The 25,124-nt window shown below is 72.0% G+C and carries 20 protein-coding genes and 2 pseudogenes; 4 read left to right on the top strand and 18 right to left on the bottom strand.

Annotated elements, in window-relative coordinates; translation table 11 throughout:
* Nucleotides 1–14: 14 nt before the first annotated feature.
* From Dvina_RS08235 to ftsY, 3 genes are all read right to left on the bottom strand, one after another.
* Complete coding sequence (locus tag Dvina_RS08235) at nucleotides 15–1,406, bottom strand: ammonium transporter (protein WP_223101823.1); 1,392 nt, start codon at nucleotides 1,404–1,406, stop codon at nucleotides 15–17.
* 175 nt (nucleotides 1,407–1,581) lie between these two features.
* Nucleotides 1,582–2,370 (bottom strand): phosphotransferase, encoded by a 789-nt coding sequence (locus Dvina_RS08230; RefSeq protein WP_223101822.1) that lies wholly within the window; start codon nucleotides 2,368–2,370, stop codon nucleotides 1,582–1,584.
* Between the two features lie 111 nt (nucleotides 2,371–2,481).
* Entirely contained in the window at nucleotides 2,482–3,675 is a 1,194-nt protein-coding gene (ftsY, locus tag Dvina_RS08225) for a signal recognition particle-docking protein FtsY (protein WP_223101821.1), read from the bottom strand.
* A gap of 121 nt (nucleotides 3,676–3,796) precedes the next feature.
* Here ftsY and Dvina_RS08220 point away from each other — a divergent pair, with 121 nt between their 5' ends.
* Nucleotides 3,797–5,455, top strand: coding sequence for an alkaline phosphatase D family protein (locus Dvina_RS08220; protein ID WP_223101820.1), 1,659 nt, complete (start codon nucleotides 3,797–3,799; stop codon nucleotides 5,453–5,455).
* 67 nt (nucleotides 5,456–5,522) lie between these two features.
* Here Dvina_RS08220 and Dvina_RS08215 read toward each other — a convergent pair whose 3' ends face one another.
* Nucleotides 5,523–5,957, bottom strand: a complete 435-nt coding sequence (locus tag Dvina_RS08215) for an NUDIX hydrolase (protein ID WP_223101814.1) — start codon at nucleotides 5,955–5,957, stop codon at nucleotides 5,523–5,525.
* A 16-nt stretch (nucleotides 5,958–5,973) separates the two neighbouring features.
* Here Dvina_RS08215 and Dvina_RS08210 point away from each other — a divergent pair, with 16 nt between their 5' ends.
* Nucleotides 5,974–6,456 (top strand): glutathione peroxidase, encoded by a 483-nt coding sequence (locus tag Dvina_RS08210; protein WP_223101809.1) that lies wholly within the window; start codon nucleotides 5,974–5,976, stop codon nucleotides 6,454–6,456.
* Between the two features lie 7 nt (nucleotides 6,457–6,463).
* Here the strand turns inward: Dvina_RS08210 and Dvina_RS08205 are convergent, their stop codons facing one another.
* From Dvina_RS08205 to Dvina_RS08195, 3 genes are all read right to left on the bottom strand, one after another.
* Complete coding sequence (locus Dvina_RS08205) at nucleotides 6,464–7,081, bottom strand: HAD family hydrolase (RefSeq protein ID WP_223101808.1); 618 nt, start codon at nucleotides 7,079–7,081, stop codon at nucleotides 6,464–6,466.
* Nucleotides 7,078–10,650: a chromosome segregation protein SMC gene (gene smc / locus Dvina_RS08200; RefSeq protein ID WP_223101806.1), complete on the bottom strand. Its 3,573-nt coding sequence runs from the start codon at nucleotides 10,648–10,650 to the stop codon at nucleotides 7,078–7,080. Before smc ends, Dvina_RS08205 begins: the two co-directional genes overlap by 4 nt.
* A gap of 229 nt (nucleotides 10,651–10,879) precedes the next feature.
* Nucleotides 10,880–11,074 (bottom strand): hypothetical protein, encoded by a 195-nt coding sequence (locus tag Dvina_RS08195; RefSeq protein WP_223101804.1) that lies wholly within the window; start codon nucleotides 11,072–11,074, stop codon nucleotides 10,880–10,882.
* Nucleotides 11,075–11,372: 298 nt separating this feature from the next.
* On the opposite strand from Dvina_RS08195, the gene Dvina_RS08190 reads away from it, so the two are divergent.
* Complete coding sequence (locus Dvina_RS08190) at nucleotides 11,373–12,026, top strand: CAP domain-containing protein (RefSeq protein WP_223101803.1); 654 nt, start codon at nucleotides 11,373–11,375, stop codon at nucleotides 12,024–12,026.
* A 26-nt stretch (nucleotides 12,027–12,052) separates the two neighbouring features.
* Nucleotides 12,053–12,814, top strand: coding sequence for a spherulation-specific family 4 protein (locus tag Dvina_RS08185; protein WP_223101801.1), 762 nt, complete (start codon nucleotides 12,053–12,055; stop codon nucleotides 12,812–12,814).
* Nucleotides 12,815–13,170: 356 nt separating this feature from the next.
* Here Dvina_RS08185 and mutM read toward each other — a convergent pair whose 3' ends face one another.
* The 11 genes and pseudogenes from mutM to Dvina_RS08125 all read right to left on the bottom strand — a co-directional run bounded on the left by mutM (nucleotide 13,171) and on the right by Dvina_RS08125 (nucleotide 25,085).
* Nucleotides 13,171–14,028, bottom strand: a complete 858-nt coding sequence (gene mutM / locus Dvina_RS08180; protein WP_223101800.1) for a bifunctional DNA-formamidopyrimidine glycosylase/DNA-(apurinic or apyrimidinic site) lyase — start codon at nucleotides 14,026–14,028, stop codon at nucleotides 13,171–13,173.
* 9 nt (nucleotides 14,029–14,037) lie between these two features.
* A complete protein-coding gene (locus Dvina_RS08175; RefSeq protein ID WP_223101793.1) occupies nucleotides 14,038–15,423 on the bottom strand; it encodes a mannosyltransferase family protein in 1,386 nt (461 codons plus the stop codon).
* 403 nt (nucleotides 15,424–15,826) lie between these two features.
* Nucleotides 15,827–16,507 (bottom strand): annotated as a pseudogene (gene rnc / locus Dvina_RS08170) (ribonuclease III); the annotation flags it as partial.
* An 806-nt stretch (nucleotides 16,508–17,313) separates the two neighbouring features.
* A pseudogene (locus tag Dvina_RS08160) lies at nucleotides 17,314–18,363 on the bottom strand (hypothetical protein); the annotation flags it as partial.
* A gap of 13 nt (nucleotides 18,364–18,376) precedes the next feature.
* Complete coding sequence (gene rpmF / locus Dvina_RS08155; RefSeq protein WP_223101792.1) at nucleotides 18,377–18,550, bottom strand: 50S ribosomal protein L32; 174 nt, start codon at nucleotides 18,548–18,550, stop codon at nucleotides 18,377–18,379.
* Between the two features lie 5 nt (nucleotides 18,551–18,555).
* A complete protein-coding gene (locus tag Dvina_RS08150; RefSeq protein WP_223101785.1) occupies nucleotides 18,556–19,122 on the bottom strand; it encodes a YceD family protein in 567 nt (188 codons plus the stop codon).
* A gap of 175 nt (nucleotides 19,123–19,297) precedes the next feature.
* The gene (locus tag Dvina_RS08145) at nucleotides 19,298–19,798 is read right to left on the bottom strand and encodes an ATP synthase subunit B family protein (RefSeq protein ID WP_223101783.1); all 501 of its coding nucleotides are present in this window, start codon (nucleotides 19,796–19,798) and stop codon (nucleotides 19,298–19,300) included.
* A gap of 88 nt (nucleotides 19,799–19,886) precedes the next feature.
* On the bottom strand, nucleotides 19,887–20,372 hold the full coding sequence (gene coaD / locus Dvina_RS08140) for a pantetheine-phosphate adenylyltransferase (protein WP_223101782.1): 486 nt from the start codon (nucleotides 20,370–20,372) through the stop codon (nucleotides 19,887–19,889).
* Nucleotides 20,373–20,418: 46 nt separating this feature from the next.
* Nucleotides 20,419–20,997, bottom strand: a complete 579-nt coding sequence (gene rsmD / locus Dvina_RS08135) for a 16S rRNA (guanine(966)-N(2))-methyltransferase RsmD (RefSeq protein WP_223101781.1) — start codon at nucleotides 20,995–20,997, stop codon at nucleotides 20,419–20,421.
* A gap of 270 nt (nucleotides 20,998–21,267) precedes the next feature.
* Nucleotides 21,268–23,472, bottom strand: a complete 2,205-nt coding sequence (gene recG / locus Dvina_RS08130) for an ATP-dependent DNA helicase RecG (RefSeq protein ID WP_223105396.1) — start codon at nucleotides 23,470–23,472, stop codon at nucleotides 21,268–21,270.
* An 11-nt stretch (nucleotides 23,473–23,483) separates the two neighbouring features.
* Entirely contained in the window at nucleotides 23,484–25,085 is a 1,602-nt protein-coding gene (locus tag Dvina_RS08125) for a DAK2 domain-containing protein (RefSeq protein WP_223101779.1), read from the bottom strand.
* Nucleotides 25,086–25,124 lie beyond the last annotated feature (39 nt).

Raw genomic sequence — 25,124 nt, 5'->3', positions numbered from 1 at the left:
GACATCCCTCGACGCTAACCGGCTACTTTTTCCGACGCCGGGGCTTCCGCCACCGGCGCGGGGGCCTTGCTCGTTGCGACACCCGCAAGGGCGAACGCGCCCGCGCTGCTGCCCGTGCCCGGAGTGAGATCGTAGGCACTCTCCGCGTGCTCCGCGATGTCGATGCCCTCGACCTCGGCCTCGGTGCTGACCCGGAAGCCGATCGTCTTCTGGATGATGAAGGCGAGCGCGAAGGCGACGGCGAACGAGTAGACCGTGACGATAGCGCTCGCACCGGCCTGAGCGCCCAGCTGACCCGCGCCGCCGCCGAAGAACAGGCCGTTCTTGGCACCCAGCAGCGCCGGGTCGCTGATGGCCGAGTTGAGCTTGTCGTTGGCGAAGAGGCCGAGCGACAGGGAGCCGATCCACCCGCCGACGAAGTGGACGCCGACCACGTCGAGCGAGTCGTCGAAGCCGAAGCGGTACTTCAGGCTCACCGCGAGGGCGCAGACGAGACCGGCGACGAGACCGAGCAGGACGGCCGCCCAGGAGTCGATGAAGCCACAGGCGGGGGTGATCGCCACGAGGCCCGCGACCGCGCCCGAGGAGGCGCCGACGAGGGTGGGCTTGCGGTCGCGAATCCACTCGACGATGACCCAGCCGAGGACGGCGGCGGCGGTGGCGACCTGGGTGTTGACGAACGCGAGGCCGGTGACACCGTCGACGGTCAGCTCGGAGCCGGCGTTGAAGCCGAACCAGCCGAACCACAGCAGACCGGCGCCGAGGGCGACGAACGGCACGTTGTGCGGCTTCATGCTCTCCCGCGGCCAGCCGACGCGCTTGCCGAGGACCAGGGCGACACCGAGCGCGGCCGCACCGGCGTTGATGTGGACGGCGGTACCACCGGCGAAGTCGAGCGGGTGCAGGTGCTGGAAGATCCAGCCGCCGCCCCAGACGTTGTGCGCGACCGGGAAGTACACGAGCGTCGCCCAGCCGAACGCGAACAGCAGCCAGCCTCCGAACTTCGCCCGGTCGGAGATCGCGCCGCTGATGAGCGCGACGGTGATCACGGCGAACGTCATCTGGAAGACCATGAAGACGTACGTCGGGATGCCGTTGCCGCTCGGGTTGTCAGTGGTGGCGAGCCACATCTGGTCGATATAGGTCTTGCTGCCGAAGTACTGGCCGAGGTCGCCGAACAGGCCGCCGGCGGAGTCGGCGCCGAACGAGGCGCTGAAGCCGTAGAAAAGCCACAGGATGCTGACGAGCCCGATGGTCGAGAAGCTCATCATCATCATGTTGAGGACGCCTTTATTGCGGTTCAGGCCCCCGTAGAACAGGGCCAGTGCCGGCGTCATGAGCAGCACCAGGGCCGTTGAAACAAGTAGCCACGCGGTGTGGCCCGTATTAATGGTCGCTTCAGGCACGCGGGGCCTCCTGGTAGTCGAGATCCTCCCTCCCGACCTTCGAGGCAGCGTCGCCCTCCAGCCGGTTGCGCGAGAGCTTGTCGGGCCCACGTTTCACGCACCGGCGCTGCGCGGTTTCTACCGCGTCACGTCATGTTTCCAGCGTGTGAAGAAACGCTCACACACTGAAACCTATCTATCGAAGCGCGTACTCGAGCGTGTGCCGCTCGTAGTCGATCAGGCGCAGGTCACGCACCGGACGCCGGAGATGCCCCTTGTGCACGATGCGCACGAATGCGGGGTCGCCGGCGGCCGCCATGCGCCGGATGCCCTCGATGTGGTCGACGATTCGTTTCCGAATGACGCGGACGAGGCGATGCCGGTCGCGCGGCGTCAGCCCGTAGGCGTCGGCGAACATGCGCAGCCGCCGCGGCCGGTTGGGCCGCTTCCAGCCCAGCGTGTAGGAGTCGCGGTCGGAGAACAGCGGCACCCACGTCCACGCCGCGTAGGCGACGTCGTAGATCCGCGCCCCGGGCGAGGCCAGGTCGAAGTCGATGAGCGACAGGGTCCCGTCCGGGCGCCAGATGACGTTGTGCGGCGCGGCGTCGTGGTGGCAGATCACCTCGGTGTCCGGGGGCGGCGGGCCGAACGAGCGCCACACCGCGTTGGGCGGCGGCCGGAAGCCCGCCTGGGCGTCGTGGAACATCCGCAGCATTGTCGCCACGGTGACCATCGCCTCGTCGGTCACCCAGTGCGGGGCGAGCGGATACTCCCCGCACTCCCCCTCCAGGTACTGCAGTACCTCGCGCCCGCGCTCGTCGATGCCGAATGCGCGCGGCGCACCGGTGAACCCGACGTACTCGAGGTGGCGCAGCAGCGCATGCACCGCGGGCGTCCACGGCCCCGCGTTGCGGCGCACGGTGTCGCCCGAGCGCACCACGACGGAGGTGTTCCCACCGTGGAGCGGGATCTCCTGCTGCGTCACGTCTGTTGTCCTTCGCTGACCCGAACCAAGGAGGAGCCCTGCTGAAGTACCGTATTCCCGGCCGCCCGAAACGCGCGGTCGCGCCTTACCGTCCCAAGGTACCGTCCGAGGTTACGCGTCCGCGCCAACCAGCGCGTCGACGAACTGTCGGGCATCGAACGGAGCAAGGTCATCCGGGCCCTCGCCGAGCCCGACGAGTTTGACCGGAATGCCGAGTTTGCGCTGAACCGCGATGACGATGCCACCCTTCGCGGTCCCATCCAGCTTGGTCAGCACGACGCCTGTCACGTCGACGACCTCGGTGAACACCCGTGCCTGCTCGAGGCCGTTCTGGCCGGTCGTGGCGTCGAGGATGAGCAGCGTCTCGTCGACCGGGCCGTGCTTCTCCACGACCCGCTTGACCTTGCCGAGCTCGTCCATCAGGCCGACCTTGTTCTGCAGCCGGCCCGCCGTGTCGATGAGCACCGTGTCCACGCCCGCATCGATACCCCGTTTGACCGCGTCGAACGCGACCGAGGCCGGATCCGCCCCTTCGGGGCCGCGCACGACCTCGGCACCGACCCGCCCGCCCCACGTCGCCAGCTGCTCGGCCGCGGCCGCGCGGAAGGTGTCGGCGGCGCCCATGACCACGGTGTGGCCGTCGGCGACGAGCACCCGGGCGATCTTGCCGCAGGTGGTGGTCTTGCCCGCCCCGTTGACCCCGACGACCAGCAGCACCGCCGGGCGGCCGTCACGCGGCGTGGCCGCGAGGGAGCGGTCGAGGTCCGGCTGCAGCGCCGCGACCAGCTCGGCGGCCAGCATGCCGCGCAGCTCGGCGGCCGTGGCGGTGCCGTGGATGCGGGCGCGCTCGCGCAGCTTCGCCACGATCTCCGTCGTCGCCTGCACCCCCACGTCGGCGCCGATGAGCGTCTCCTCGACCTCGTCCCAGGTGTCGTCGTCAAGCTTGTCCCGGGACAGCAGGGCGAGCAGCCCCTTGCCGAGCACGTTCTGGGAGCGGCTCAGGCGCGCGCGGAGGCGGGTGAGGCGGTTCTGTGTCGGCTCGGGCGTCTCCAGCTGCGGCGGCGCCTCGACGACGGGCGCAGGCGCGGGCGCGGGGGCCTCGACGGGTTTGGGTGGGGCCTCGACCACCGACGCGGGCGCCTCGGTCACCACCGTCGGGGGCTGGGGCTTCTCCGCCTCCTTCGTGACCGACGGCGGGGTCGGGGGAAGCGGCGGACGTTTGCGGTAACGGGGCGCGATCAGCGCAAGTGTGGCCCCGATCACGATGACCAGCAGCACCAGGCCGAAGACGATGTACGACTCCATGGCAGGAATCCTCCCAGACGTTGCCCCGGTCGGCCTGCACTGGCGCCGAGTCGGGCCGGGCAGGATCATTCGGGGTGCACGCTCCGCCGCACACCGGCCGGCCCTGGGAGGTCGCAGCACTATGTCCGACACCGAACTCGACGGCGACCGCGGGCCGCTCGTGCTGGGTCCCGTCCTGCGGCGGGTCGAGGGCGACCGGGCGACGATCTGGGTTGAGACGGCGCGCCCGGGCTGGGTCGAGGTCGACGCGGCACCCGCGAGCGGGGCGGCCCGGACGTTCACCGTCCACGGCCACCACTACGCCCTGGTCGTCGTGGCCGGGCTGCCGGAGGACTCCGTCACGCCGTACCGGGTCAGGATCGACGGTGCCGAGGTCTGGCCGCTCCCGGACGACAAGTGCCCTCCCCCGGTGATCCGCACTCGCCGCGCGGGCGCGCCGGTGCGGCTCCTCTTCGGTTCGTGCCGCGAGGCGAGCCCGCTCAGCGTGACGCGGTACCCACCGGATGCTCTTGATGCATTTGCCGGGCGGCTCATCGAGTCCATCCGCGCGGACGGGCCCACCGAGTGGCCTGACCTCATGGTGCTGCTCGGCGATCAGGTGTATGCCGACGAGACCCCGGAGAAGATCCAGCGCTGGCTCAAGCGCCGCCGCCGGCAGCGCCGCGCGGACGCGCCGACGACGCAGGTGGTCGACTTCCACGAGTACACGAAGCTGTACCTCGACTCCTGGGGCGACCCGGAGATCCGCTGGCTGCTGTCCACCGTCCCGAGCGTGATGATCTTCGACGACCACGAGATCATCGACGACTGGAACACCTCCCAGCGCTGGCGCGAGCAGATGCAGTCGCTGAGCTGGTGGGATCAGCGCATCCAGGCCGGGCTGTCGTCGTACTGGGTCTACCAGCACATGGGCAACCTGGCCCCGTCCGCCCTGGCCGAATGCCCCATCTACGCCGCCGTCACCTCAACGGGTGACGCCACCGAGATCCTCGACGACTTCGGCTCCCGCGCGGACCGCGACCGCGCGCAGGCGTACCGCTGGAGCTACGCCCTCGACATCGACCGGACCCGCCTCATCGTCGTGGACAACCGGGCCGCGCGGGAGCTGGAGCAGGGCAAGCGGGCGATGCTCGCCGACAGCGAGTGGGCGTGGCTGGCCAAGCAGCTCCCGGGCGACTACGACCACCTGTTGATCGGCTCCTCGCTGCCCTGGCTGCTGCCGCCGGCGATCCACCACCTGGAGGCCGCGACCGAGCGGCTCGCGGAGTCGCCGCGCGGATGGGTGGGGCGGTTCGGGGAGAAGCTGCGCCAGGCGGTGGACCTCGAGCACTGGGCCGCGTTCGGGCGGTCGTTCGACGCCCTCAGCGCGCTGCTGACCCAGATCGGGTCGGGCCAGGGCGGCGTCTCACCGGCCCCGGCCTCGATAAGCGTGCTGTCGGGTGACGTTCACCACTCGTACGCCGCCCGCGCCGACCTGGGCCCGGAGGTCGTCAGCGCCGTGCACCAGCTCACCTGCTCCCCGGTGCACAACGACATGCCGAAGCTGGTCCGGCCGGCGATGAAGTTCGGCTGGAACCCGCCGGCGGCCCGGATGATGCGGTCGCTGGCCCGCTCGGTCGGGCTGCGCAAGCCGGTCGTGCGGTGGCGCAAGACCGCCGGGCCGTACTTCGGCAACGCGGTCGGGACCATGCTGCTGGACGGGCGGTCGGCGCACGTGCGGATCCAGGGGACGCAGCCGGACAAGACGCTTGCCGACGTGGCGTCGCTCAAGCTGAGCTGACGCGGGTGGCGTTTCGAGTGACAGCCCGACCGCCTGTCACTCCCGGGCGGCGCGGCCGTGGACTGTCTCAGGCGGCGCTGACGCGCGGATGCGTCACGCCGGGCTCGTTGAGGTCCGTCCAGGTCCACAGCGTGGCCACGCGGGCGCGGCCGGTGAGAAATGCCACAGCCGGCTCACGGATCGGTGCGAACCACATCCGGCCCAGGCGCTCCACCGCCTCCTCGATCGGCACCCACGCGCCCGAGCCGTCGTGCGGGCCGACGCCTGTCACTTCGAAGCCCAGCATCTCGTACTCCACCCCGCCCGCCGGATAGCGCGCGACCCACACGAGCCGCTCCGCCAGCACCGAGCTGTAGCCGGACTCCTTGGCCACCTTGGCCAGCAGCGGCTCCTCGGGCTCGACGGCGCCGCCCGGGAGCGCCCAGTCCGGTGGATCGCTGATCAGCAGGACATCCTTGCCACGGCGCACAACGGCGCCCACCGCGAGCTGTCGACCGGTCACGCCTAACCTTAAGTCCATGAGCTTTTACGACGTCGAAATCGCCGACCTGCAAGGGAAGCCGCTCGATCTCGGGCAGTTCCGCGGCCGGCCGGTCCTGGTGGTCAACGTGGCGTCCCGGTGCGGGCTGACGCCGCAGTACGCCGATCTCGAGGCGCTGCACAAGGAGTACGAGGGGCAGGGCTTCTCGGTCCTGGGCGTGCCCTGCAACCAGTTCGCGGGCCAGGAGCCGGGGACCTCCGAGGAGATCGCCGAGTTCTGCAGCACCACCTATGGTGTGACGTTCCCCATGACCGAGAAGGTCGAGGTGAACGGCGAGGGGCGCCACCCGCTCTACGACCTGCTCACCCCGGTCGCCGACGGTGAGGGGCACACCGGCGACATCCGGTGGAACTTCGAGAAGTTCCTGGTCGGCAAGGACGGCAGCGTCGCGGCACGGTTCGGGCCGCGGACCGAGCCCAAGTCCGACGAGGTCGTGCAGGCCGTGCAGGCCAGCCTCTGACGCCCGGCTACAGACCCAGCGCCCGGCGGGGATACGACAGATCGTCGCCGGGCGTGTAGCGGTACCCGGACAGGCCGGCCGCCCGCGCGCCGCGGATCATCCGGTCGGTGTCGTCGATGAGCATGCAGCGCGGGGGCGCCGTGTCGACGAGGCCGCACGCCGCCATGAAGTACTCCTTGGCCGGCTTGTGGACGCCGAGCTCGGCCGAGACGGCTACCGCGTCGAACTCGCCGCTCAGGCCGAAGTCCTCGAGCACGTCGCGGAATTCGATTGTCGCGTTCGTGGCCAGGCCCACGGGCAGGCCGGCGGCGCGGACGTCGCGGACGAATGCGAGTACGACCGGGTCGATGACGCCCGGATAGACCTGCCACTGCTCCATCAGCTCGGTGGCGCGCTCGAGGCCGCCCACGCGGTCGGCCAGATCGGCGGCGACGGTCGCCAGCCACTCGGCGCGCGTCATGCGGCCCGTGATCGCCGGTAGCAGCCGGTCCCACTCGAGCGCGGTGTCGAGGACCGTGCCGGGGGCCAGGCCGTACCGCTGCTCGATCTTGGCGTTCTCCGACGGGTCGAACGTGCGCAGGACCCCGTCGAAGTCGATGAGCAGGGCCGTGGGCCGCTGAGTCACGCTGCCTCTTCCGATTTCAGGCGCTGAGAGATGACCTCGGTCACACCCTGGCGCATGGTCACGCCGTAGAGGGCGTCGGCGACCTCCATCGTGCGCTTCTGGTGCGTGATGATGATGAGCTGGCTGCGCTCGCGCAGCTGCTCGAAGAGGGTGATGAGGCGGCCCAGGTTGACGTCGTCGAGCGCGGCCTCGACCTCGTCCATGATGTAGAACGGCGAGGGGCGGGCGCGGAAGATCGCGCAGAGCAGGGCGACAGCGGTCAGCGAGCGCTCGCCGCCGGAGAGCAGCGACAGCCGCTTGATCTTCTTGCCGGGCGGCCGGGCCTCGACCTCGATGCCGGTGGTGAGCATGTCGTCGGGGTCGGTCAGCACGAGGCGGCCCTCGCCGCCCGGGAACAGCACCGAGAAGACCTGCTCGAACTCCCGCGCGGTGTCGTGGTATGCGCTGGTGAACACCTCGAGGATGCGGTCGTCGACGTCCTTGACCACGGTGAGCAGGTCGCGGCGGGTGGCCTTGAGGTCCTCGAGCTGGTCGGAGAGGAACTTGAAGCGCTCCTCCATCGCCGCGAACTCCTCCAGGGCCAGCGGGTTGACCTTGCCCAGGAGGTTGAGCTCGCGCTCGGCCTTGGCCGACCGCTTCTCCTGCGTGGCCCGGTCGTACGGCACCGGCTCGGGCGCGGGCCGCCCGTCCGCCTCGGCCGCGGCCACCTCGGGCGCGGTCGGCGGGACGGGCAGGTGCGGGCCGTACTCGGCGACGAGCGTGTCGGCGTCCAGGCCGAACTCCTCGGCCGAGCGGGCCTCCAGCTGCTCGATGCGCATCCGCTGCTCGGCCCGGGCCACCTCGTCGCGGTGCACCGCGTTGGTGAGCCGGTCCAGCTCGGCCGTGAACTGCTTCGCGCGGGAGCGCACGTCGGTGAGCGCTGACTCACGCTCGGCCCGGGTGGCGGCGAGTGTGTCGCGGGTCTCCTGGGCCTCGGCGATCGAGTCGGCCAGGCGCTCCAGGGCGAACGCGGCACCCTCGGCCACGACCTCGGCGACGCGGGCGCTGCGGGCCCGGGTGGCCTTGCGGGCGGCGGCGCGCTCCCGCGCGGACCGCTCGGCCGCGGCTTGGCGCAGCAGCGCATCCGCGCGGCCCGCGAGGGCGCCGACGCGCTCCTCGGCGGTGCGGACGGCCAGGCGGACCTCCATCTCCTGCTGCCGCGCGACGGGCACCTCGCCGGCGAGGTCGTCGCGCTCCAGCGTGGACGGGTCCTCGTCGATCGGGGTCTCCTCGGCCGCGGCGAGGCGCTCCTCCAGCTCGGCCAGGCTGGTGCGGCCGGACTCGCGGGCCGCCTCGGCCTTGTTGCGGGCGGCGGCGTGCCGCTCGACCTCGGCCCGGGCCGACTTGGCGGCCGCGCCGAGCTCGGCGAGGCGGCGCGCGGCCGCGTTGCGGACCATGTCGGCCTCTTTCTTGGCCGCCGCGGTCTCGGCGACAACCTGCTTGGCCGCGCTCGCCGCCCCTCGGGCCAGGCCGAGCAGCTCCCGCGCCTCGGCGACGCGGTGCTCGGCGTCGACCTTCTGCTGCCGGGCCTCCTCGACGGCCGCCTGCACCTCGATGAAGCTGTGCTGCTTGCCGGAGCCGCCGGCCGCGGCGTAGGCGCCGATGACGTCGCCGTCGGGCGTGACGGCGCGCAGCGCCGGCGCGTAGGAGACGATGCGGCGCGCGGTCGCGAGGTCGGGGGCGAAGACCACGTCGCCGAGGGCGCGCTCCAGGGCGGGGCGCAGCTCGTCGGGGGCGCGCACCAGGTCGATGGCCCAGGCCGCGCCCGGGGGCAGCGGCACGCGCTCGACCGGCGGGGCGTCGAGCATCGGCGCGGAAGCGATGAGCAGCGCGGCGCGGCCGGCGTCGTCCTGCTTGAGCATCTCCACGGCCGCGACCGCGCCCTCGACACCGGACACGGCGACGGCGTCGGCCAGCGCGCCGAGCGCGGCGGCCAGGGCGGCCTCGTGGCCGGCCTGGACCGACAGCAGGGCGGCGACGCTGCCGAGCAGGCCGGGGACCCGGTCGGAGCGGGCCAGCAGCGTGCCGGCGCCGTCCTTGCGGCGCAGGCCCATGGCGAGCGCCTCCTCGCGGGCCTTCCACTGCGCGGCGTCCTTCTCGGCCGCACGTTCGGCGTCGTTGTGCTGGCGCACCTCGTTGTTGATCGCGTCGAGCTCGCGGGTCGCCTCCTGGTGACGGATCTCCAGGTCGGCGTTGGCGTTGTCGGCGACCGACGCGCCGGCACTCGCCTCGTCGTAGAGGCTCTGCGCTGCCTCCGCGCGCGCCTCGGCCTCGGCGAGCTGCACGGAGAGGCGCTCGATCTCGTCGGCGGCGGCGGTCGCGCGGGAGCGCGCGGACTCAACCTGACCGGTGAGCTTGGCGAGGCCCTCGCGGCGGTCGGCGATGGCCTTGTGGGCGGCGACGATGGCCTTTTCGGCGAAGGCCAGGCGGCGCTCGAGGTCCTGGCGGCGCTCGACGGCCTCGGCCAGGCGCTCCTGGCTGGCCTCCAGCGCGGCGCGCAGCTCCTCCTCCTGCTCACGGACCTTGTCGGCCTCGGCGGTGAGCTGGTCGGGGTCGCGCCCGGGCCGCTCCTCCACGGGGGCGGCCGAGAGGTTGCGGTGGCGCTCGGCCGCGAGCTGGTGCAGCGAGCGGTACCGCTCCTGCAGCGTCGACAGCTGGAACCACGTGTCCTGGGCCGCGGCGAGCGCCGGCGCGTCCGCGGCGTGCTCGGCCTCCAGCGCGGCGAGCCGCTCGTTGATCGTCTCGACCTCGGCCTCGACCTCTTCGCGCCGGGCCCGCAGTGCGGTCTCGTCGGCGATCTCACGGTCGAGGGTCTCCCGCAGCGTGTGCAGGTCGTCGGCGAGCAGGCGCAGCCGGGCGTCGCGCAGGTCGGCCTGAATGCCGGCGGCGCGGCGGGCGACCTCGGCCTGGCGCCCGAGCGGCTTGAGCTGGCGGCGCAGCTCGGTCGTGAGGTCACCGAGGCGGTTGAGGTTGGCCTGCATCGCCTCGAGCTTGCGGATGGCCTTCTCTTTGCGCTTGCGGTGCTTGAGGACGCCGGCCGCCTCCTCGATGAACGCGCGGCGGTCCTCGGGCCGGGCGTGCAGCACCCCGTCGAGGCGGTTCTGGCCGACGATCACGTGCATCTCGCGGCCGATGCCGGAGTCGGAGAGCAGCTCCTGGATGTCGAGCAGGCGGCAGGAGTTGCCGTTGATCTCGTACTCGCTCTCGCCCGACCGGAACATCCGCCGGGTGATTGACACCTCGGTGTAGTCGATCGGCAGCGCACCGTCGTTATTATCGATCGTGAGCGTGACCTCGGCGCGTCCGAGCGGGGCCCGGCTGGCCGTCCCGGCGAAGATGACGTCTTCCATCTTGCCGCCGCGCAGCGCCTTCGCGCCCTGTTCACCGAGGACCCAGGCGATCGAGTCGACCACGTTCGACTTGCCGGAGCCGTTCGGCCCGACAACACAGGTGATGCCCGGCTCGAGCTTCAGCGTGGTGGTGGACGCGAAGGACTTGAAGCCCTTGGCCGTCAGGGTCTTGAGGTGCACGGATCTCCACGGTGTCGAGGTGTGTACCGGGCAGGCTACCGCCGGGACCCTACCCTTCCCCGCAGTACCGCACACCATAATGCGCGTGTCGTGGGCACAGCGCCCACTCAGGCCCCACCAGTAACCAACCGGACGACCGGGTCGTTACATGACTGCGCGCCGAGACCCAGAGGATGTCGGCGCGCGGGTTTACTGTGCAGTTCTGCGCTGGTTACGAGGCCTGAGTTCCTCAGGCCATCGCCGGCTCGGCGAGCCGGACCAGGTGGTCCGTCTCCGAGACCGCCGCGGCGAGCCGGTCATTCTCGGCACGCAGCCGAACGACCTCGAACTCGAGCGCCCGAACCTTGGCACGCAGTTGGGTGACCTCGTCGACAAGGCGCCGGTCGGGCGCGCTGCCTACGTGGCCGTAGAGGGCCTTAGCCATATCGTCTCCTTGTTAAGCGCAGCCGGTCGATTCCGGCAAACGCGCGCCCAGCACCCGCGACCGAAGCACAAGGGCATGAGTGGGCGCGACTGGCGACCCCTCTATGTTCCGTCTGTCGCGCGACTTAGTCAAGCGCGGAGGCACGCCAAACGTCCTGGCCAGGGTGTTCTCACTCACCCGGGTGCGTGATCATCACGGCGCGCCGATCGTGGCAGTGTGCCACCGGTTGCCCAGCGGCGCCACTGCAAAGTAGCGTCATCTCCGGAAATTCTGAGGCTCACGCGACCGGGAGAGTGCGATGACGGCACCGCAGCCCGGTCTCCTGACGAGGCTCGGCCCGACCGGTATCGCCGCCGCCGTCACCGGCATCCTGGTCCTCTTCGGGCTCGGCGCCGTGATCATCCCGGCGGCCGCCGGCGGGGGTGGCGACTCCTCGACCGCCGCGCCCGCGCCCGGCCTCACCCCGTCCGTCGCCGCGCCGCAGTTCGCCGCCCCGCCCAGTGCGCCGCCGACCAGCGAGCCGGCCGCGACGACGCCCAACGCCGCGAAGACCACGCTCGTCGCGGCCAACTTCAACGGCGACTACGAGGACCGCGTCGTCCAGCTGATCAACGGCGAGCGGCGCAAGGAGCGGTGCGGGCCGATGCGGGTCGACGCCAAGCTGCGCGCGGCCGCGCGGACGCACGCCGCGGACATGGCCGCCGGCGACTTCACCGGCGCCCGCGGCAGCGACGGCAGCTCGCCCCAGGACCGCGCCGCCGCGGCCGGATTCGGCGGCTTCGAGGACGAGCTGACCGCCCGCGGCGGCGACCCGGGCGACGTCGTCAAACACTGGATGCGCGACGACGACGCGCACGACATGCTGCTCGACTGCGACATCACATCGATCGGCGTCGGAGCCGCACTGCGCGGCCGGACGCCCTACTGGACCGTGGACACGGGCCGTGCTTGAGGGGGCCCAGCATCGTTAGTCCGGTCGTGGACCGGGTTGCGACGCTCCTCCCACTGCGAGCGCATCCGCTGGCCCGTCCACACGCATGGGAGATCGTCGCCTCGCACGGGCCGGCGTTCACGGTCGTCGTCGACGTCGCCAACGGGCCCGGGAGCGGGCGGGACCCGCTGTGGACGGCGGCCATAAGCCGGCTGGCCGCGGCCGGGGTGCGCCTGCTCGGGTACGTCGACGTTGACTACGGCACGCGCCCGGTCGCGCAGATCCGGGCGGACGTGTACCGGTGGAGCGGGTATCCGGTGGGCGGCGTGTTCCTCGACCGCACCCCGGTCTCGCCGTATGCGATCGGGCCGGTCGCGGTCGTCGCGCAGTCGGCCGTGCGGGCGGATCTGCCGGAGGTGGTGCTGAACCCTGGCTCCCCGCCGGACGACGCGTATCGCGACCTGGGGCTGCCGATCTGTGTGTTCGACGGGAGCTGGCGGGAGTACCGGCGGTGGTCGGGCGCGGGGTCGCGACCGGGCGACGGGCACCTGGTGCATGCGGTGCCGCCCTGGGAGCTGGACGAGGCGGCGCGGCTGCAGGTGGCGCGGGGGGCCGGGTTCGGGCTTGTGACGGACCTCGGGGCGCCGAATCCGTACGCCGATCTGCCTGCTTGGTGCGGGCTGGTGCCGGGGTTGGCGGCGTTGGAGGCGGGGGCGGAGCGGCCTACGCCGGCGCCTCGGCGGCCTCGGCCCTATCGGGCGTTGAGCGGGGTGCGGGACGGGGCACGTAGCGCTCGCACGGGCGCGTAGGTGGAGCCTGGCGCGCGGGTGCGTAGGTGGCGCCTGGCGCGGGCGCGTAGGTGGCGGTTGGCGGGGGCGCTTCGGTGGCGGTTCGCGCGGGCGCGCAGGTGGCGGTTCGCGCAGGCGCGTTGCGTTTGCACGGGTGCGTAGGTAGCGCTTGCTTGTGTTGCGGGTGCGGTTGGACTTCCCGGCCGCCTGAACAAGCGCTTGCTCAGGTTCGCGATGAATCGTCCGAGGACATGCTCGGTCACTGCTCGCGGTCCTCGCAGTGCTTGCGCCACCGCGCAGGTTGAATCAAGCGCTTGCTCGCCACTTATCGCGCTGAGCGCCCGGCCGCCGTTTGTCTGGCCAAGCGCTTGTTCGACTCAGGCCAGCGCGCGGACGCGCGGACGCGGCTGGCAACGCGGGCACGAGAACGACGAGCGGTTCATGAACGCCTCCCGCCGGATCGGACTCCCACAGCGGCGGCACGGCAGGCCCTCGCGCCCGTACGCGTTCAGCGACCGGTCGAAGTATCCGCTCTCCCCGTTGACGTTGACGTACAGCGCGTCGAAGCTCGTCCCGCCCTGGCCGATCGCCTCGTTGAGGACGTCGCGGACGTGTCCGAGCAGGCGGCGCACCGTTGGGCGGGACAGCTGCGACGTGTCCCGCGCACCGTGCAACCGCGCGCGCCACAGCGCCTCGTCCGCGTAGATGTTGCCGACGCCCGAGATCAGCGTCTGGTCCAGCAGGGCCCGCTTGACCTCGGTCCGCCGTTTGCGCATCCGCTCGATGAACGCGTCGTCCACGAACAGCGGGTCGACCGGGTCGAGCGCGATGTGCGCGAGCTCCTCGGGCAGCACCGCGCCGCCGATCGACACGCTGAGGCCGCCGAACGTGCGCTGGTCGACGAAGCGCAGCTCCGGCCCGTCGTCGTCGAACGAGAACCGCACGCGCAGGTGCGTCTCCGCGGCCGCCTCGACCGGCTGCAGCAGCAGCTGCCCGGACATGCCGAGGTGGCCGATGAGGGCGTCCTCGTCGTCGAGAGGCAGCCAGAGGTACTTCCCGCGGCGCATCACCGAGCCCACGCGCCGCCCCGCGAGGAGGCCGGCGAAGTGCTCGGCGCCCGTGACGTGGCGGCGCACGGCGCGCGGATGCAGCACCTCGACCGTGGCGATGCGCCGACCGGCCACCCACTTGTCGAGGCCGCGCCGGACGGTTTCGACCTCGGGCAGTTCAGGCATGGATCCCCTCTAGATCGCGTAGTGCCACACGGTGATCAGATACGAGCCGTACCAGAGTCCGAACGCGCCGCACGCCGCCAGGACCAGCCCCGCGGTGCGCGGCCGCGCGCGTCCGAGGGCGACCGCGGGCGGCACCAGGATCAGCAGCGCGGGCACGAGCAGGCGCGGCTTGGAGTGGTAGTACCCGGCCTGCCCGAGCACCAGCACGAGCACGATGAGCCCGTACACCGTGAGCGGCGCCCACACCCGCCGGACCACCGCGATCACGGCCGCCGCGATGACCGCGAGCACCATCCACGCGATGCTGACCTGAATCCAGCCGTCGCCCGCTTTGAACGCGTCGTGCAGGAACGTCAGGGTCGAGTCACCGTAGTCGAACGTCGTGCCCCAGCCCGCCGTCTGGATGTCGAACCACGCGTGCAGATCGCCCACGCGCAGCCCGACCCACAGCAGATAGGCCGGCACTCCCACGAGCGCAATCACGGCGCCGAGAATCGGTTTCCAGATCCCTTCGCGTGTACTGCCGGTGCTCCCCGGTCGCGCGACGTCCCCGTCGCCGCCGGTCGACCCCACCGCGTCCGCGCGCACCTGCCTGTCGCCTTCGGACGCCGCCTTCCCGCCCGCGCGCACCTGCTTGCCACCTTCGGACATCGCCATCGCGTCCGCGCGCACCTGGTTGCCGCCTTCGGACGCCGCCATCGCGTCCGCGCGCACCTGCTCGTCACCTTCGGGCCCCATGGCGTCCGCGCGGACCTGGAGATCTTTCCACCGGCGGTACACCGCGATCCCGGCAGCCACCACGAGCGCGACAGCCGCGGCCGCGCCCGTCGGCCGGGTCAGCCCCGCGAGGAGCCCGAGGACCCCGGCGAGCAGCCAGGCGCCCCGGTGCGCGCAGAGCAGCATGCCCACGACGAACGCGGTGAACAGCGCCTCGGAGTACCCCATCGACAGTGCCATCGACATCGGCTGCACACAGAACAGTGCGGTCAGGGCCAGGCCGGTCCGCTCGTCGTACAGCCGCGTCCCGAGCGCGCAGAGCAGTACCGCCGCGACCGCGCCCGCGATCCAGGAGACCGTGATCGCCGAGGTGCCGTACTCGAGCGTGGTCAGGTAGTGCACGAAGCGCACCGTCATCGGGTAGCCCGGGAAGAAGGCCAGGCCGTTGCCGGTCAGGTGCCCGTCGACGTCATAGCTGTAGCCGGCCGGGTACCCCTCCTCGGCGACGCGCACGAAATGCCCGCCGTCCCACGCGAGGAGGCGGTCCCGGATCTTGTCGTCGGGGGCCATCCACCAGAGCAGCAGGAGCTGCACCAGGCGACTCAGGGCATAGATGCCAAGCGGGAAGGCAATCAGCGTGGTCCGGGCGCGCTGCGCGATCTCACTGACCGGCGTCATCGTGGTCATAGGATGGCGGTTCCTCGGCGGTGTCGGTCGTCTCGGTGATATCCGCATCCTTGCGCGACGTCGCGCCGGCCGCGTCCGTGCCCCCATGGTCCCGCATCCCGCCGCTGCCCGCGGCCCCGCGCCCGGCGCCATTGCGCCCGCGCTCCGCGCCGACGCCCGCATCCTCACGCTCCGCGCCCGCGGCAGGCCCGTTCGTGTCGCCGTTGGGGCCGGTCGCGTCCGCGCGGGTGCGGTCGGCGTTCTTCCGTGATCCGTCTGCATCGTGCTGCGCCCGGTTCGACGGCGCGGACGCGTCGGCTTCGCGGCGCGGACCGTTCGTGGTGCGGCGCGCGCGGTCGCCTTCCTTGCGCGTGCTTTCCGCGTCTCGGCGCGCTCCAGACCCGTCCACCGGCGCCGAGGCGTTGGCCGGGGGCTCGGCCGCGTACGCCGCGGACTCCGGCAGGACGCCCGACAGCTCGCGCCAGGCCGCCTCGGCCGCGAGCTGCTCGGCCTCCTTCTTGCTGCCGCCCTGCGAGCCGCCGTAACGCTTCCCCGCGACGATGACCCAGGCCGTGAACCGCTTGGCGTGGTCGGGGCCCTCTTCGTCGATGCGATACTCGGGCACCCCCAGCCCGCGCCCGGCGGTCAGCTCCTGCAGGCTGGTCTTCCAGTCCAGCCCGGCCCCGCGCATCGCCGCCTCGGCCATCAGCCCGTCGAAGAGCTTGTGGATCACCAGCGCGGTGGTGTCGAGCCCGTACTGCAGGTAGACGGCGCCGATCAGCGCCTCCAGCGTGTCCGCGAGGATGCTGGCCTTGTCGCGCCCGCCCGTCGCCTCCTCGCCGCGGCCGAGCAGCAGGTAGGGCCCGATGCCGCCCGGCCCCAGCTTCCGCGCGACGTCCGCGAGGGCGCGCATGTTGACCACACTGGCGCGCAGCTTGGCCAGCTGTCCCTCGGCGAGCGTCGGGTGATTCTGGAACAGGGCGGTGGTGATGACCACGCCGAGCACCGCGTCGCCGAGGAATTCGAGCCGCTCGTTGGTCGGCAGCCCGCCGTTCTCGTACGCGAACGAGCGGTGGGTAAGTGCCCGCTTGAGCATGTCCGGGTCGAACTCGACACCGAAGGCGGCCTCGAGGCTGTTTTGGTTCTTCACGAGCGCTCTCCCAGTGCGTCACGGATGGTGAGGCCGCCGGCCGAGGAGAGTTCGGCCAGCAGGTCATCAGCGAGTCCCGCGACCGCCGGGGTGATGCGGTCGCGGTGAAGTCGTGCAGCCAGGGCAATGCCGTCGGCGATCTCGGCACCGCCCGCCGAACCGTGGCAGACGACGACGTCGCCCGCCACGCCGAGCAGGACGGCCGCGGCCTCGTACAGCGCAGGGCTGCCTCCGACTGCGGCCCCATTGCCTCCGGCACCTCCGAGCGCGGCCCCGTCACGCGCGGACGCGGGCACAGCCGCGTCGTCCGCGCGCGATTCGCTGTCTCCGGACGCCATCTCCTCGCGCCCGGGCGCAGCACCATCGCCCTCCGATACCGCACCACCGCGCGGAGGCGCGGCAGCGTCGTGCTGATCATCGGCCCCACCGGGCAGGCTGCCGGCCCCGTCGCCCGGGTGGGCCGGGACCTCGGACCTGTAGGCGGGCCCGTCGTGCGGTTGGATCTCCCCGTCGCGCAGATGAGCCGCCAGGTCGCGCGCGGGAGCGGCCACGCTGCCCGATACGGCCACCGGCGGCTCAGCCGAGCTCACGCTGCGCTCGGACGCGGGCCCGCTGCGCTCGGACGCGGCCAGGCTGCGCTCCGACGCGGCCAGGCTGCGCTCGGACGCGGCCAGGCTGCGCTCGGACGTGGTCCGCTGGCTGGGGGCAACCGCTTCGAGGCCGTCCGCCACCCCGAAGCCATCGTTCAGCTCGTCGCCGCCGCCGGAAACAGCCTGGTCGCCGTCTCGGTGAGCACCGCCCGCCACGTGACCGCCGCCCGCCACGTGATCGCCGCTGGCCACGTGATCGCCGCCGGCCACGTGATCGCTGCCCGCCGGGTGAGCGTCAACGGCCGAGGGACTGTCGACGACCCTCAGGCGGTCGCCGGCCCCATGGCGGTCGCCGGCTTCGCGACCGTCGCCGGCATCGTGGCCGCCGGCCGCCGCCTGGTGACCGCGGATCAGCCGCCGGGCCGTGGCCATCGCCGCTTCGATGCCCTTGAGCAGGACATTTCCGGTGAATCCGTCGGTCACGATGACGTCGGCCGGGCCTCCGCGCGGTACATCGAAGCCTTCGACCAGACCGACGTAGCGAGCGCCGGCCGGCAACGGGACGTCCGACAGTGCGATCGACACCGCGCGGCGCAGCCGATCACCCTTGCCGGGCTCGCTGCCGATGGAGAGCAGCCCGACGCGCGGGCGCGGGATGTCCAGCGCGACCGCGGCATAGGCGGCGCCCAGGACGGCGTGCTGCACGAGTTCGAGCATCGTGGCGTCGAGGGTCACCCCGACGTCGATGAGCAGCACGGGGCCGCGCTCGGTCGGCAGCTGTGCGGCCAGGCCGGGCCGGCGCACGCCGCGCAGGCGCCCGAGGACATGCGCGGACGCGGCGACGGCGGCGCCGCTGGAGCCCGCGGAGACCATCGCGTCCGCGCGGCCGGTGTAGACCGCCTCCGCGGCCGCACGGACCGATGAGGAGCGCCGGACGTTGCGCAGCGGCGCGTCACCCATGCCGACAGCGGAGTCGACGACGATGACACTGACGCGCTCGCGGTCAGCGACCGGGAGCGCGCCAATGACCTCGTCGGCCACGTGCTGTGGGCCGACGAGGAGAAGGTGGAGGTCTGGATCGGCGCTGCATGCGCGCAGAGCGCCGTCAACCACGACGGCGGGAGCCCCGTCCCCGCCGAGGAGGTCGACGGCGATCCGCGCGACGCCGGACGGGTGTTCCCCGCCGTGCGGCGATCGGTCGGATCGCGTCACCCGGACCCGGTTGTCAGACCTCGATGACCTGGCGGCCGTTGTACGTGCCGCACACAGAGCACGCCGCGTGGGGCAGCTTGGGCGAGCGGCACTGCGGGCACGGCTGCGTGGAGACCGCGACGGCCTTCCACTGGCTCCGGCGGGCCCGGGTGTTGCTGCGCGACATCTTCCGCTTGGGAACGGCCACGGGACTTACTCCTCTGACGTCTTGATCTGGGACAGGGCGGCCCAGCGGGGGTCGACCTGATCGTGAGTGTGACCGGCAGGCAGTTCATCTATCGGTACCCCACACTCAGGGCACAGACCCGGGCAGTCTTCACGGCACACGGGGTTGGCGGCCAGAGAGAGCACCACCGAGTCCCGCAGCGCCGGCTCCAGGTTGATCAGGTCGCCCTGCAGCCGCCCGACCTCGTCCTCGTCCGTCGTCTCGTCCGTCGTGCTGTGCTCGTAGGCATAGAACTCTTGGAACGGGACGTCCAGCGTGTCGCTGATCGGGCGTAGGCAGCGTCCGCACTCGCCGGTCAGCGGGCCGGTGACGGTACCGGAGACGAGCACGCCTTCGGAAACCGACTCCATGCGCAGCTGGAGGTCGAGTTCGGCGCCCTGGGGCACGCCGATCAGCTCCAGACCGAGGTCCTGAGGTGCCGGCACCTTCCGCGAGACCGCATGCAGAGCGCCCGGTCGGCGTGGGAGGTCTCTCGTTTCGAGGACCAGCGGCGACCGGGGATCCAGGTGCGGGTGCTGCTGTTGGTGTGGCATCTTTCAGACTCCGGCCAGACAGGGCCGACGGACAAGAATACCCGAGCGGCAGATCTTCCGTCGAATCGCCCCAACAGTACCGTGCCCGTGAGAGCGACTGACGGGGGTCGTACCCACCGTACCGGGTGAAAGACCCGGCCCCACGCGCCGACCGGGCGCGCGGGAGCGGGGTGGGTCAGAAGGGCAGCGGGCGGTCGTCCTCCTGTGACGGGTTGAACGAGCCGATCTCCCGCAGGGCGTGCATCTTGTCCCGCCCACGCTCGATGGAGGCGAGCGAGCGGGTGAGGAACTGCTCGAAGTTGGCCAGCGCCGTGTCGACGTAGTCGTCGACCTCGTCGCGCAGCCGCTGCGTCTCCGCGCGGGCCTCCTGCATCATGCGCGACGCCTCGTGCTCGGCCGAGACCACGATCTCGTTGATCGACACCAGGCGCGTGTGCTCGGCCTCGGCCTCGGCGATGATCCGCTCCGCCTCGCGCCGGCCCGCATCGACGATCTTGTCCCGTTCGTCGAGCAGCGCGCTCGCGCGCCGCAGCTCACCGGGGAGATCGGCGCGTAGCTGGTCGAGCAGATTGATCATGTCGGCGCGGTCGAACACGAAGTTGCTCCGCGACATCGGCGCCGACCGCGCACCTTCGACCATCGCAATGATCTGGTCGATGCTCTCGAGCGGATCCACCTGCGGTCACTCCTGTTCCAACGTCGAACGACGTAACCATCATGCGGCCCGGACCCCGTAGCCGCTTCTCGCCACTCGGGTGTTGCAGTTACTTTCGCGCCGAGGCGAATCGTTCACTCAGGCGATTCGCCACAAGATCGGGTACATGTGGCGAAACGTCGCCGCCCCACTTGGCGACCTCTTTGATGAGGCTCGACGAGACGAAGGAGTACTTGGGGTTGGTCGGCATGAACAGCGTCTCGATGCCGCCCAGGCCGTAGTTCATCTGCGCCATCTGCAGTTCGTAGTCGAAGTCGCCGGCCACCCGCACGCCCTTGACGATCGCGTTGATGTCGCTGGAGCGGCAGAAGTCCACGAGCAGGCCCTGGAAGGCGTCGACCCGGACGTTGGCGTACGGCGCGGTCACCGTAGCGAGCATCTCCAGCCGCTCGTCGACCGTGAACAGCCCCGCCTTGCTCTGATTGATCAGTACCGCAACGACGACCTCATCGAACATCTGCGATGCCCGACCCACGATGTCCAGGTGCCCGTTCGTGACCGGATCGAACGAACCCGGACAGACCGCGCGCCTCATTGCACCAGCCCAAACCTCATGAGCGGGGACCGTACCAAAGGTTCGCTTAACTCGTGCGCGAGCCGTCCTGCTCGCGTCGGGCGTACCACAGCACAGTCTCGCCGTACCGCCGCTCCGCGACCGCGCGCAGCCCGTCCGGCCAGGCCATCGGCGCTCCGCGGCTGGACCGCTCGACCACCACGACTGCGTCCGGTGCCAACCACCGCGCGACCAGGGCGTCGAGCACCGCGCGGACGCGCTCGTCCGTCACGGCGTAGGGCGGATCGATGAACACCGCGTCAAACGCCCCGTCCGACTCCCCCGCGAGGAGCCGCTCGACCTTGTCGGTCACCAATCGCACTCGCCCGGCGACACCGAGTGCGGCAATGTTGCCCCGGATGATCCGGGCCGCCTTGGCGTCGTTCTCGGCGAGCAGCACGTGCGCGGCCCCGCGCGAGCACGCCTCCAGCCCGACGGCCCCGGAGCCCGCGTAGAGATCGGCGAACCGCGCCCCGTCCAGGTCGACGAGGTTGTCCAGGCTGCTGAACAGCGCCTCCCGCACCCGGTCCGACGTGGGACGGGTCCCCTGCCCGGCCGGCACAGTCAGCCGCCGTCCTCCGAGCACCCCGGCCACGATCCGCGTCACACGCTCCAGAGTAGGACGTGATGTACGCCACTCCCGCGCCGCGCGGTCGCGATGCGTCGCCGCTTCCCGGCGCACGGACGCGATGGACCCCGCGCGAGCACGGCCCGGACGCGCGGCGCGGCAGCACATGAAGGACATGCGAGCACCGCACCGTAGCGATGCGGGCACCGTGCCGACGCCGCGGCGTGAGGGCGCCGCGGCGTGAGGGCGCCGCGGCGTGAGGGCGCCGCGGCGTGAGGCGCGGCGGAGTGAGGGCGCGGACGCGGCGAATTACCCCTTTTCCAGGTACTCCGCCCGTTCCTCGTCCACGAGCCGGGCGATCGTCGCGGCCAGGGCGGGGTGCCGTTCGAGCTCCCGGTCCTCCGCGATCAGCTCCGTCGCCTCCGCGCGGGCCTCGCGGATCAGCTCCTCGTCGCGCTGCAGGGAGAGCAGGCGCAGATGGGAGCGGTGGCCCGACTGGGAGGCGCCCAGGACGTCGCCCTCGCGGCGCTGCTCCAGGTCCAGCTCGGCGAGCTTGAAGCCGTCGGTGGTGGAGGCGACCGCGTCCAGGCGCGCCCGCGCGGGGGTGCCCTCGCCGGACTCGGTGACCAGGAGGCACAGGCCCGGCGCGCTGCCCCGGCCGACGCGTCCGCGCAGCTGGTGCAGCTGGGAGACGCCGAAGCGGTCGGCGTCGAGGATCATCATCATCGTCGAGTTCGGCACGTCCACGCCGACCTCGATGACGGTGGTGGCGACGAGGACGTCGAGCTGACCGGCGGCGAAGGTGCGCATGACGGCGTCCTTCTCGTCGGCCGGGAGGCGCCCGTGCAGGACCCCGATCCGCAGGCCGTGCAGCGGGCCCTCCTCCAGCTGGGGCGCAACGTCCAGCACCGCCACGGGAGGGCGGCGGCCGTCGTCGTTCACGGGCGCCATGTCCTCGCCGTCGGCCTTGCCGGTGTCGCCGATGCGCGGGCACACGATGTACGCCTGGTGCCCCTTCGCCACCTCCTCACGCAGCCGGCGCCAGGCCCGGTCCAGGAACGCGGGCTTCTCGGTGACCGGCACGACGTGCGAGGCGATCGGTGAGCGTCCGCGCGGCAGCTGGCTGAGCACGGAGGTCTCCAGGTCACCGAAGACCGTCATCGCGACCGTGCGTGGGATCGGGGTGGCCGTCATGACGAGCACGTGCGGCGGCTGGTCGGCCTTGGTCCGCAGGGCGTCGCGCTGCTCGACGCCGAAACGGTGCTGCTCGTCGACGACGACGAGGCCGAGGTCGGCGAAGTCCACGCCCTCGTAGAGCAGCGCGTGGGTGCCGACGATGACACCGGCAGTACCACCGCGAATTTCTTCCAGGACCTTGCGCCGCGCGGCCGCACCCAAAGATCCGGTCAACAGCGCGACCCGGGTCGCCTCGGGCGCGGCGTCCAGCTCGCCCGCCCGGGCCATCGTGCCGAGCAGGTCGGTGACGTTGCGGTGGTGCTGAGCGGCCAGGACCTCGGTCGGGGCGAGCATCGCGGCCTGACCGCCGGCGTCGACGACCTGGAGCATCGCGCGGAGGGCGCACAGCGTCTTGCCGGAGCCGACCTCACCCTGCAGCAGGCGGTGCATCGGGTGGGCCCGCTCCATGTCGGCCGCGATCTCCTCGCCGACGTCGCGCTGGCCGCGGGTGAGCTCGTACGGCAGGCCGGCGTCGAAGGTGGCCAGCAGGCCGTCGGTCCGGCGCGGGCGCGGTACCGCCGGCCAGTCCTCTGCTCTTTTCTTGCGCTGGACCAGCGTCAACTGCAGCGCGAACGCCTCGTCCCACTTGAGGCGCCTCCGCGCGATGGCGAGGGACTGCTGCGACTCGGGCCGGTGGATCTCCCGCAGCGCCTTGTCCAGCGAGCTCAGCTTCCGGCTCGCGCGCGTCGCGGCCGGCACGTGGTCCGGCGTCGGCGGCAGGACGTCGAGGACGGTGCGCACGGCCGCGGCGATGCGCCAGGTGGGCACGCGCGCGGTCGCGGGGTACACCGGGATGATCGCCCCGGCGAACTCCTCCACCGCCTCCTCGCCCTCGCCCGCGTCGAGCAGGACGTAGTCCGGCTGATTGAGCTGGAGCTTGTTGTTGAACCGGCCGACCTTGCCGGAGAACAGCCCCCACCGGCCCGGGCGCAGCTGGCTCTCCCGCCACGGCTGGTTGAAGAACGTGACGCTGATCTCGCCGCCGCCGTCGTCGCCGATGACCGCCTCGACCAGGGAGCCGCGCTTGCCCCGGGTATTGCCCCGCTTCTGCTCGAACTGCCGCGAGTTGACGCGCTTGACCTGCCCGAACACGGTGACGTCGGTGTCGATCTCCAGCGCGCGGATGTCGGTGTGCTCGCCGCGCTCCTCGTAGCGGCGCGGGAAGTGGTACACGAGGTCGCCCACCGTGTGCAGGTCGAGGTGTTCGGCGAGCAGCTTCGCGCCGTTGCCCCCGAGCACCTTCGCGAGCGGTGTGGTCAGGTCGATGTCGGCCAAGATTCAGGCTTCCTCTACTCGACGCCCACCAGAAGTGGGTAGTGCGGCTGGCCCCCTTCGTAACATTGCACCTCGACGAACGGCCAAGTGCCCTCGACGTGGGCCCGGATGACCGCCCCGAGGCCATCAGGGGCGTCACGGCCGGCGATGAGGGTGACGAGCTCACCGCCGCCCCCAAGCATCCGGTCCAGCAGCAGGCAGGCCGTCTCCGGCAGATCCTGCCCGATGAGGTTCACCTCGCCGTCCACGATCGCCAGGACGTCGCCCGGTTGGCAGCGGCCGGCGACGGTAAGCGCCTCCCGCTGGGCGATGGTGAGCTCGGCCGACCGGCAGCGCGCGGCCGCCTCGGCCATGGCGATCACGTCGTCCTCGAAGCGCCGGGTGGCGTCGCGGACGGCCATCGCGGCCAGGGCCTGGACGGGCGAGCGGGTGGGCACGACGCCCGCGCGGACGCCCGCGGAGCGCGCCTCACTCGCGGCGGCGGTGGCCACGGCCAGCACGTTCGCGTCGTTGGGCAACACCACGACGCGCTCCGCGCCCGAGCGCAGGATGGCGTCGAGGATCTGGCGGGTGGAGGGGTTGCCGGTCAGCACCGTCGCGCCTTCGGACTCGAGCAGCGCGGCGAGGCCGGGGCCGCTGCACACGACCACCACCGCGCGGTCGCGCGTCGCTCCGTCGTCCTCGTGCGGCGTCTGCGCGGCGACCTGGTCCTCGAAGCGCGTCACGGTGATCCGGCTCGGGCGCCCCGCCTCGATGCCGGCCTCGATCGCCGCGCCGACGTCGTTGACGTGCACGTGGACGTGCCACGTCGGCTCGTCGCCCACGATCACCAGCGAGTCGCCCAGCACCACCAGCGCGTCGCGCAGCGTGGCCACCGCCTCCGCGCGGGCCTCGAGGAGGTACTGCACCTCGTACGCGTAGTCAGCCGATCCTGTCTCCCGGGCCACGGTCGCGCCCGGGCGGCCTCCAGCCGGTACCACCGCCGAAATGGGACCGTCGGGCGGCTCCTCGCCGGTCAGCGTCTCCACCAATGCGTCGAGGAGGACCACCAGGCCGCGCCCGCCCGCGTCGACCACCCCGGCCCGGGCCAGTGCCGGCAGCTGCTCGGGCGTTCGCACGAGCGCCTCCCGCGCGCCCTGGGCCGCGGCCCGGGCGACGGCGGCCACGCCTCCGCGCGTCGCGGCCTCGACGGCGGCCTTGGCCGCGGCCACCCCGACGGTCAGCACGGTGCCCTCGACCGGCGCCGCGACCGCGCCGTACGCCCCGTGCGCCGCCTCGTCCAGCGCCCCGGCCAGCACCGCACCCGTCACCGGGGCCGCGCCCGCGCGTTCCAGTCCCGTGGCGAGACCCTTGAAGAGCTGGGCCAGGATGATGCCGGAGTTGCCGTGCGCGCCGAGCAGTGCGCCGCGGGCGGCCCCGCGCATCGTCTCGGCAGCGGTCGCACCGGTGGCCGCCGCGACTGCCGAGGACATCGTCAGCACCAGGTTGGTGCCGGTGTCGCCGTCGGGCACGGGGTACACGTTGAGCGCGTCGATCTCGGCCTGATGGCGCCGCAGCGCGGCCAGGCCGCCGGCGCACCACCGGCGGACGACGGACGCGTCCACACTGTCTGGCACGCGCCAGAGCCTAACGGTGACAGGTACGATTCCCCACCG

The organism is Dactylosporangium vinaceum (assembly GCF_019904175.1).
In the GTDB taxonomy this organism is placed as follows: Bacteria; Actinomycetota; Actinomycetes; order Mycobacteriales; family Micromonosporaceae; genus Dactylosporangium; species Dactylosporangium vinaceum.
This window is presented reverse-complemented; position numbering and strand designations above follow the sequence as displayed.

Excerpts from the sequence above, each read along its gene's own strand:
- ftsY (WP_223101821.1), bottom strand. The coding sequence starts at position 3,675 with ATGGAGTCGTACATCGTCTTCGGCCTGGTGCTGCTGGTCATCGTGATC.
- Dvina_RS08150 (WP_223101785.1), bottom strand. The coding sequence starts at position 19,122 with ATGCCACACCAACAGCAGCACCCGCACCTGGATCCCCGGTCGCCGCTG.
- coaD (WP_223101782.1), bottom strand. The coding sequence starts at position 20,372 with ATGAGGCGCGCGGTCTGTCCGGGTTCGTTCGATCCGGTCACGAACGGG.
- Dvina_RS08210 (WP_223101809.1), top strand. The coding sequence starts at position 5,974 with ATGAGCTTTTACGACGTCGAAATCGCCGACCTGCAAGGGAAGCCGCTC.
- Dvina_RS08175 (WP_223101793.1), bottom strand. The coding sequence starts at position 15,423 with ATGACGCCGGTCAGTGAGATCGCGCAGCGCGCCCGGACCACGCTGATT.
- mutM (WP_223101800.1), bottom strand. The coding sequence starts at position 14,028 with ATGCCTGAACTGCCCGAGGTCGAAACCGTCCGGCGCGGCCTCGACAAG.
- Dvina_RS08195 (WP_223101804.1), bottom strand. The coding sequence starts at position 11,074 with ATGGCTAAGGCCCTCTACGGCCACGTAGGCAGCGCGCCCGACCGGCGC.
- Dvina_RS08190 (WP_223101803.1), top strand. The coding sequence starts at position 11,373 with ATGACGGCACCGCAGCCCGGTCTCCTGACGAGGCTCGGCCCGACCGGT.
- Dvina_RS08220 (WP_223101820.1), top strand. The coding sequence starts at position 3,797 with ATGTCCGACACCGAACTCGACGGCGACCGCGGGCCGCTCGTGCTGGGT.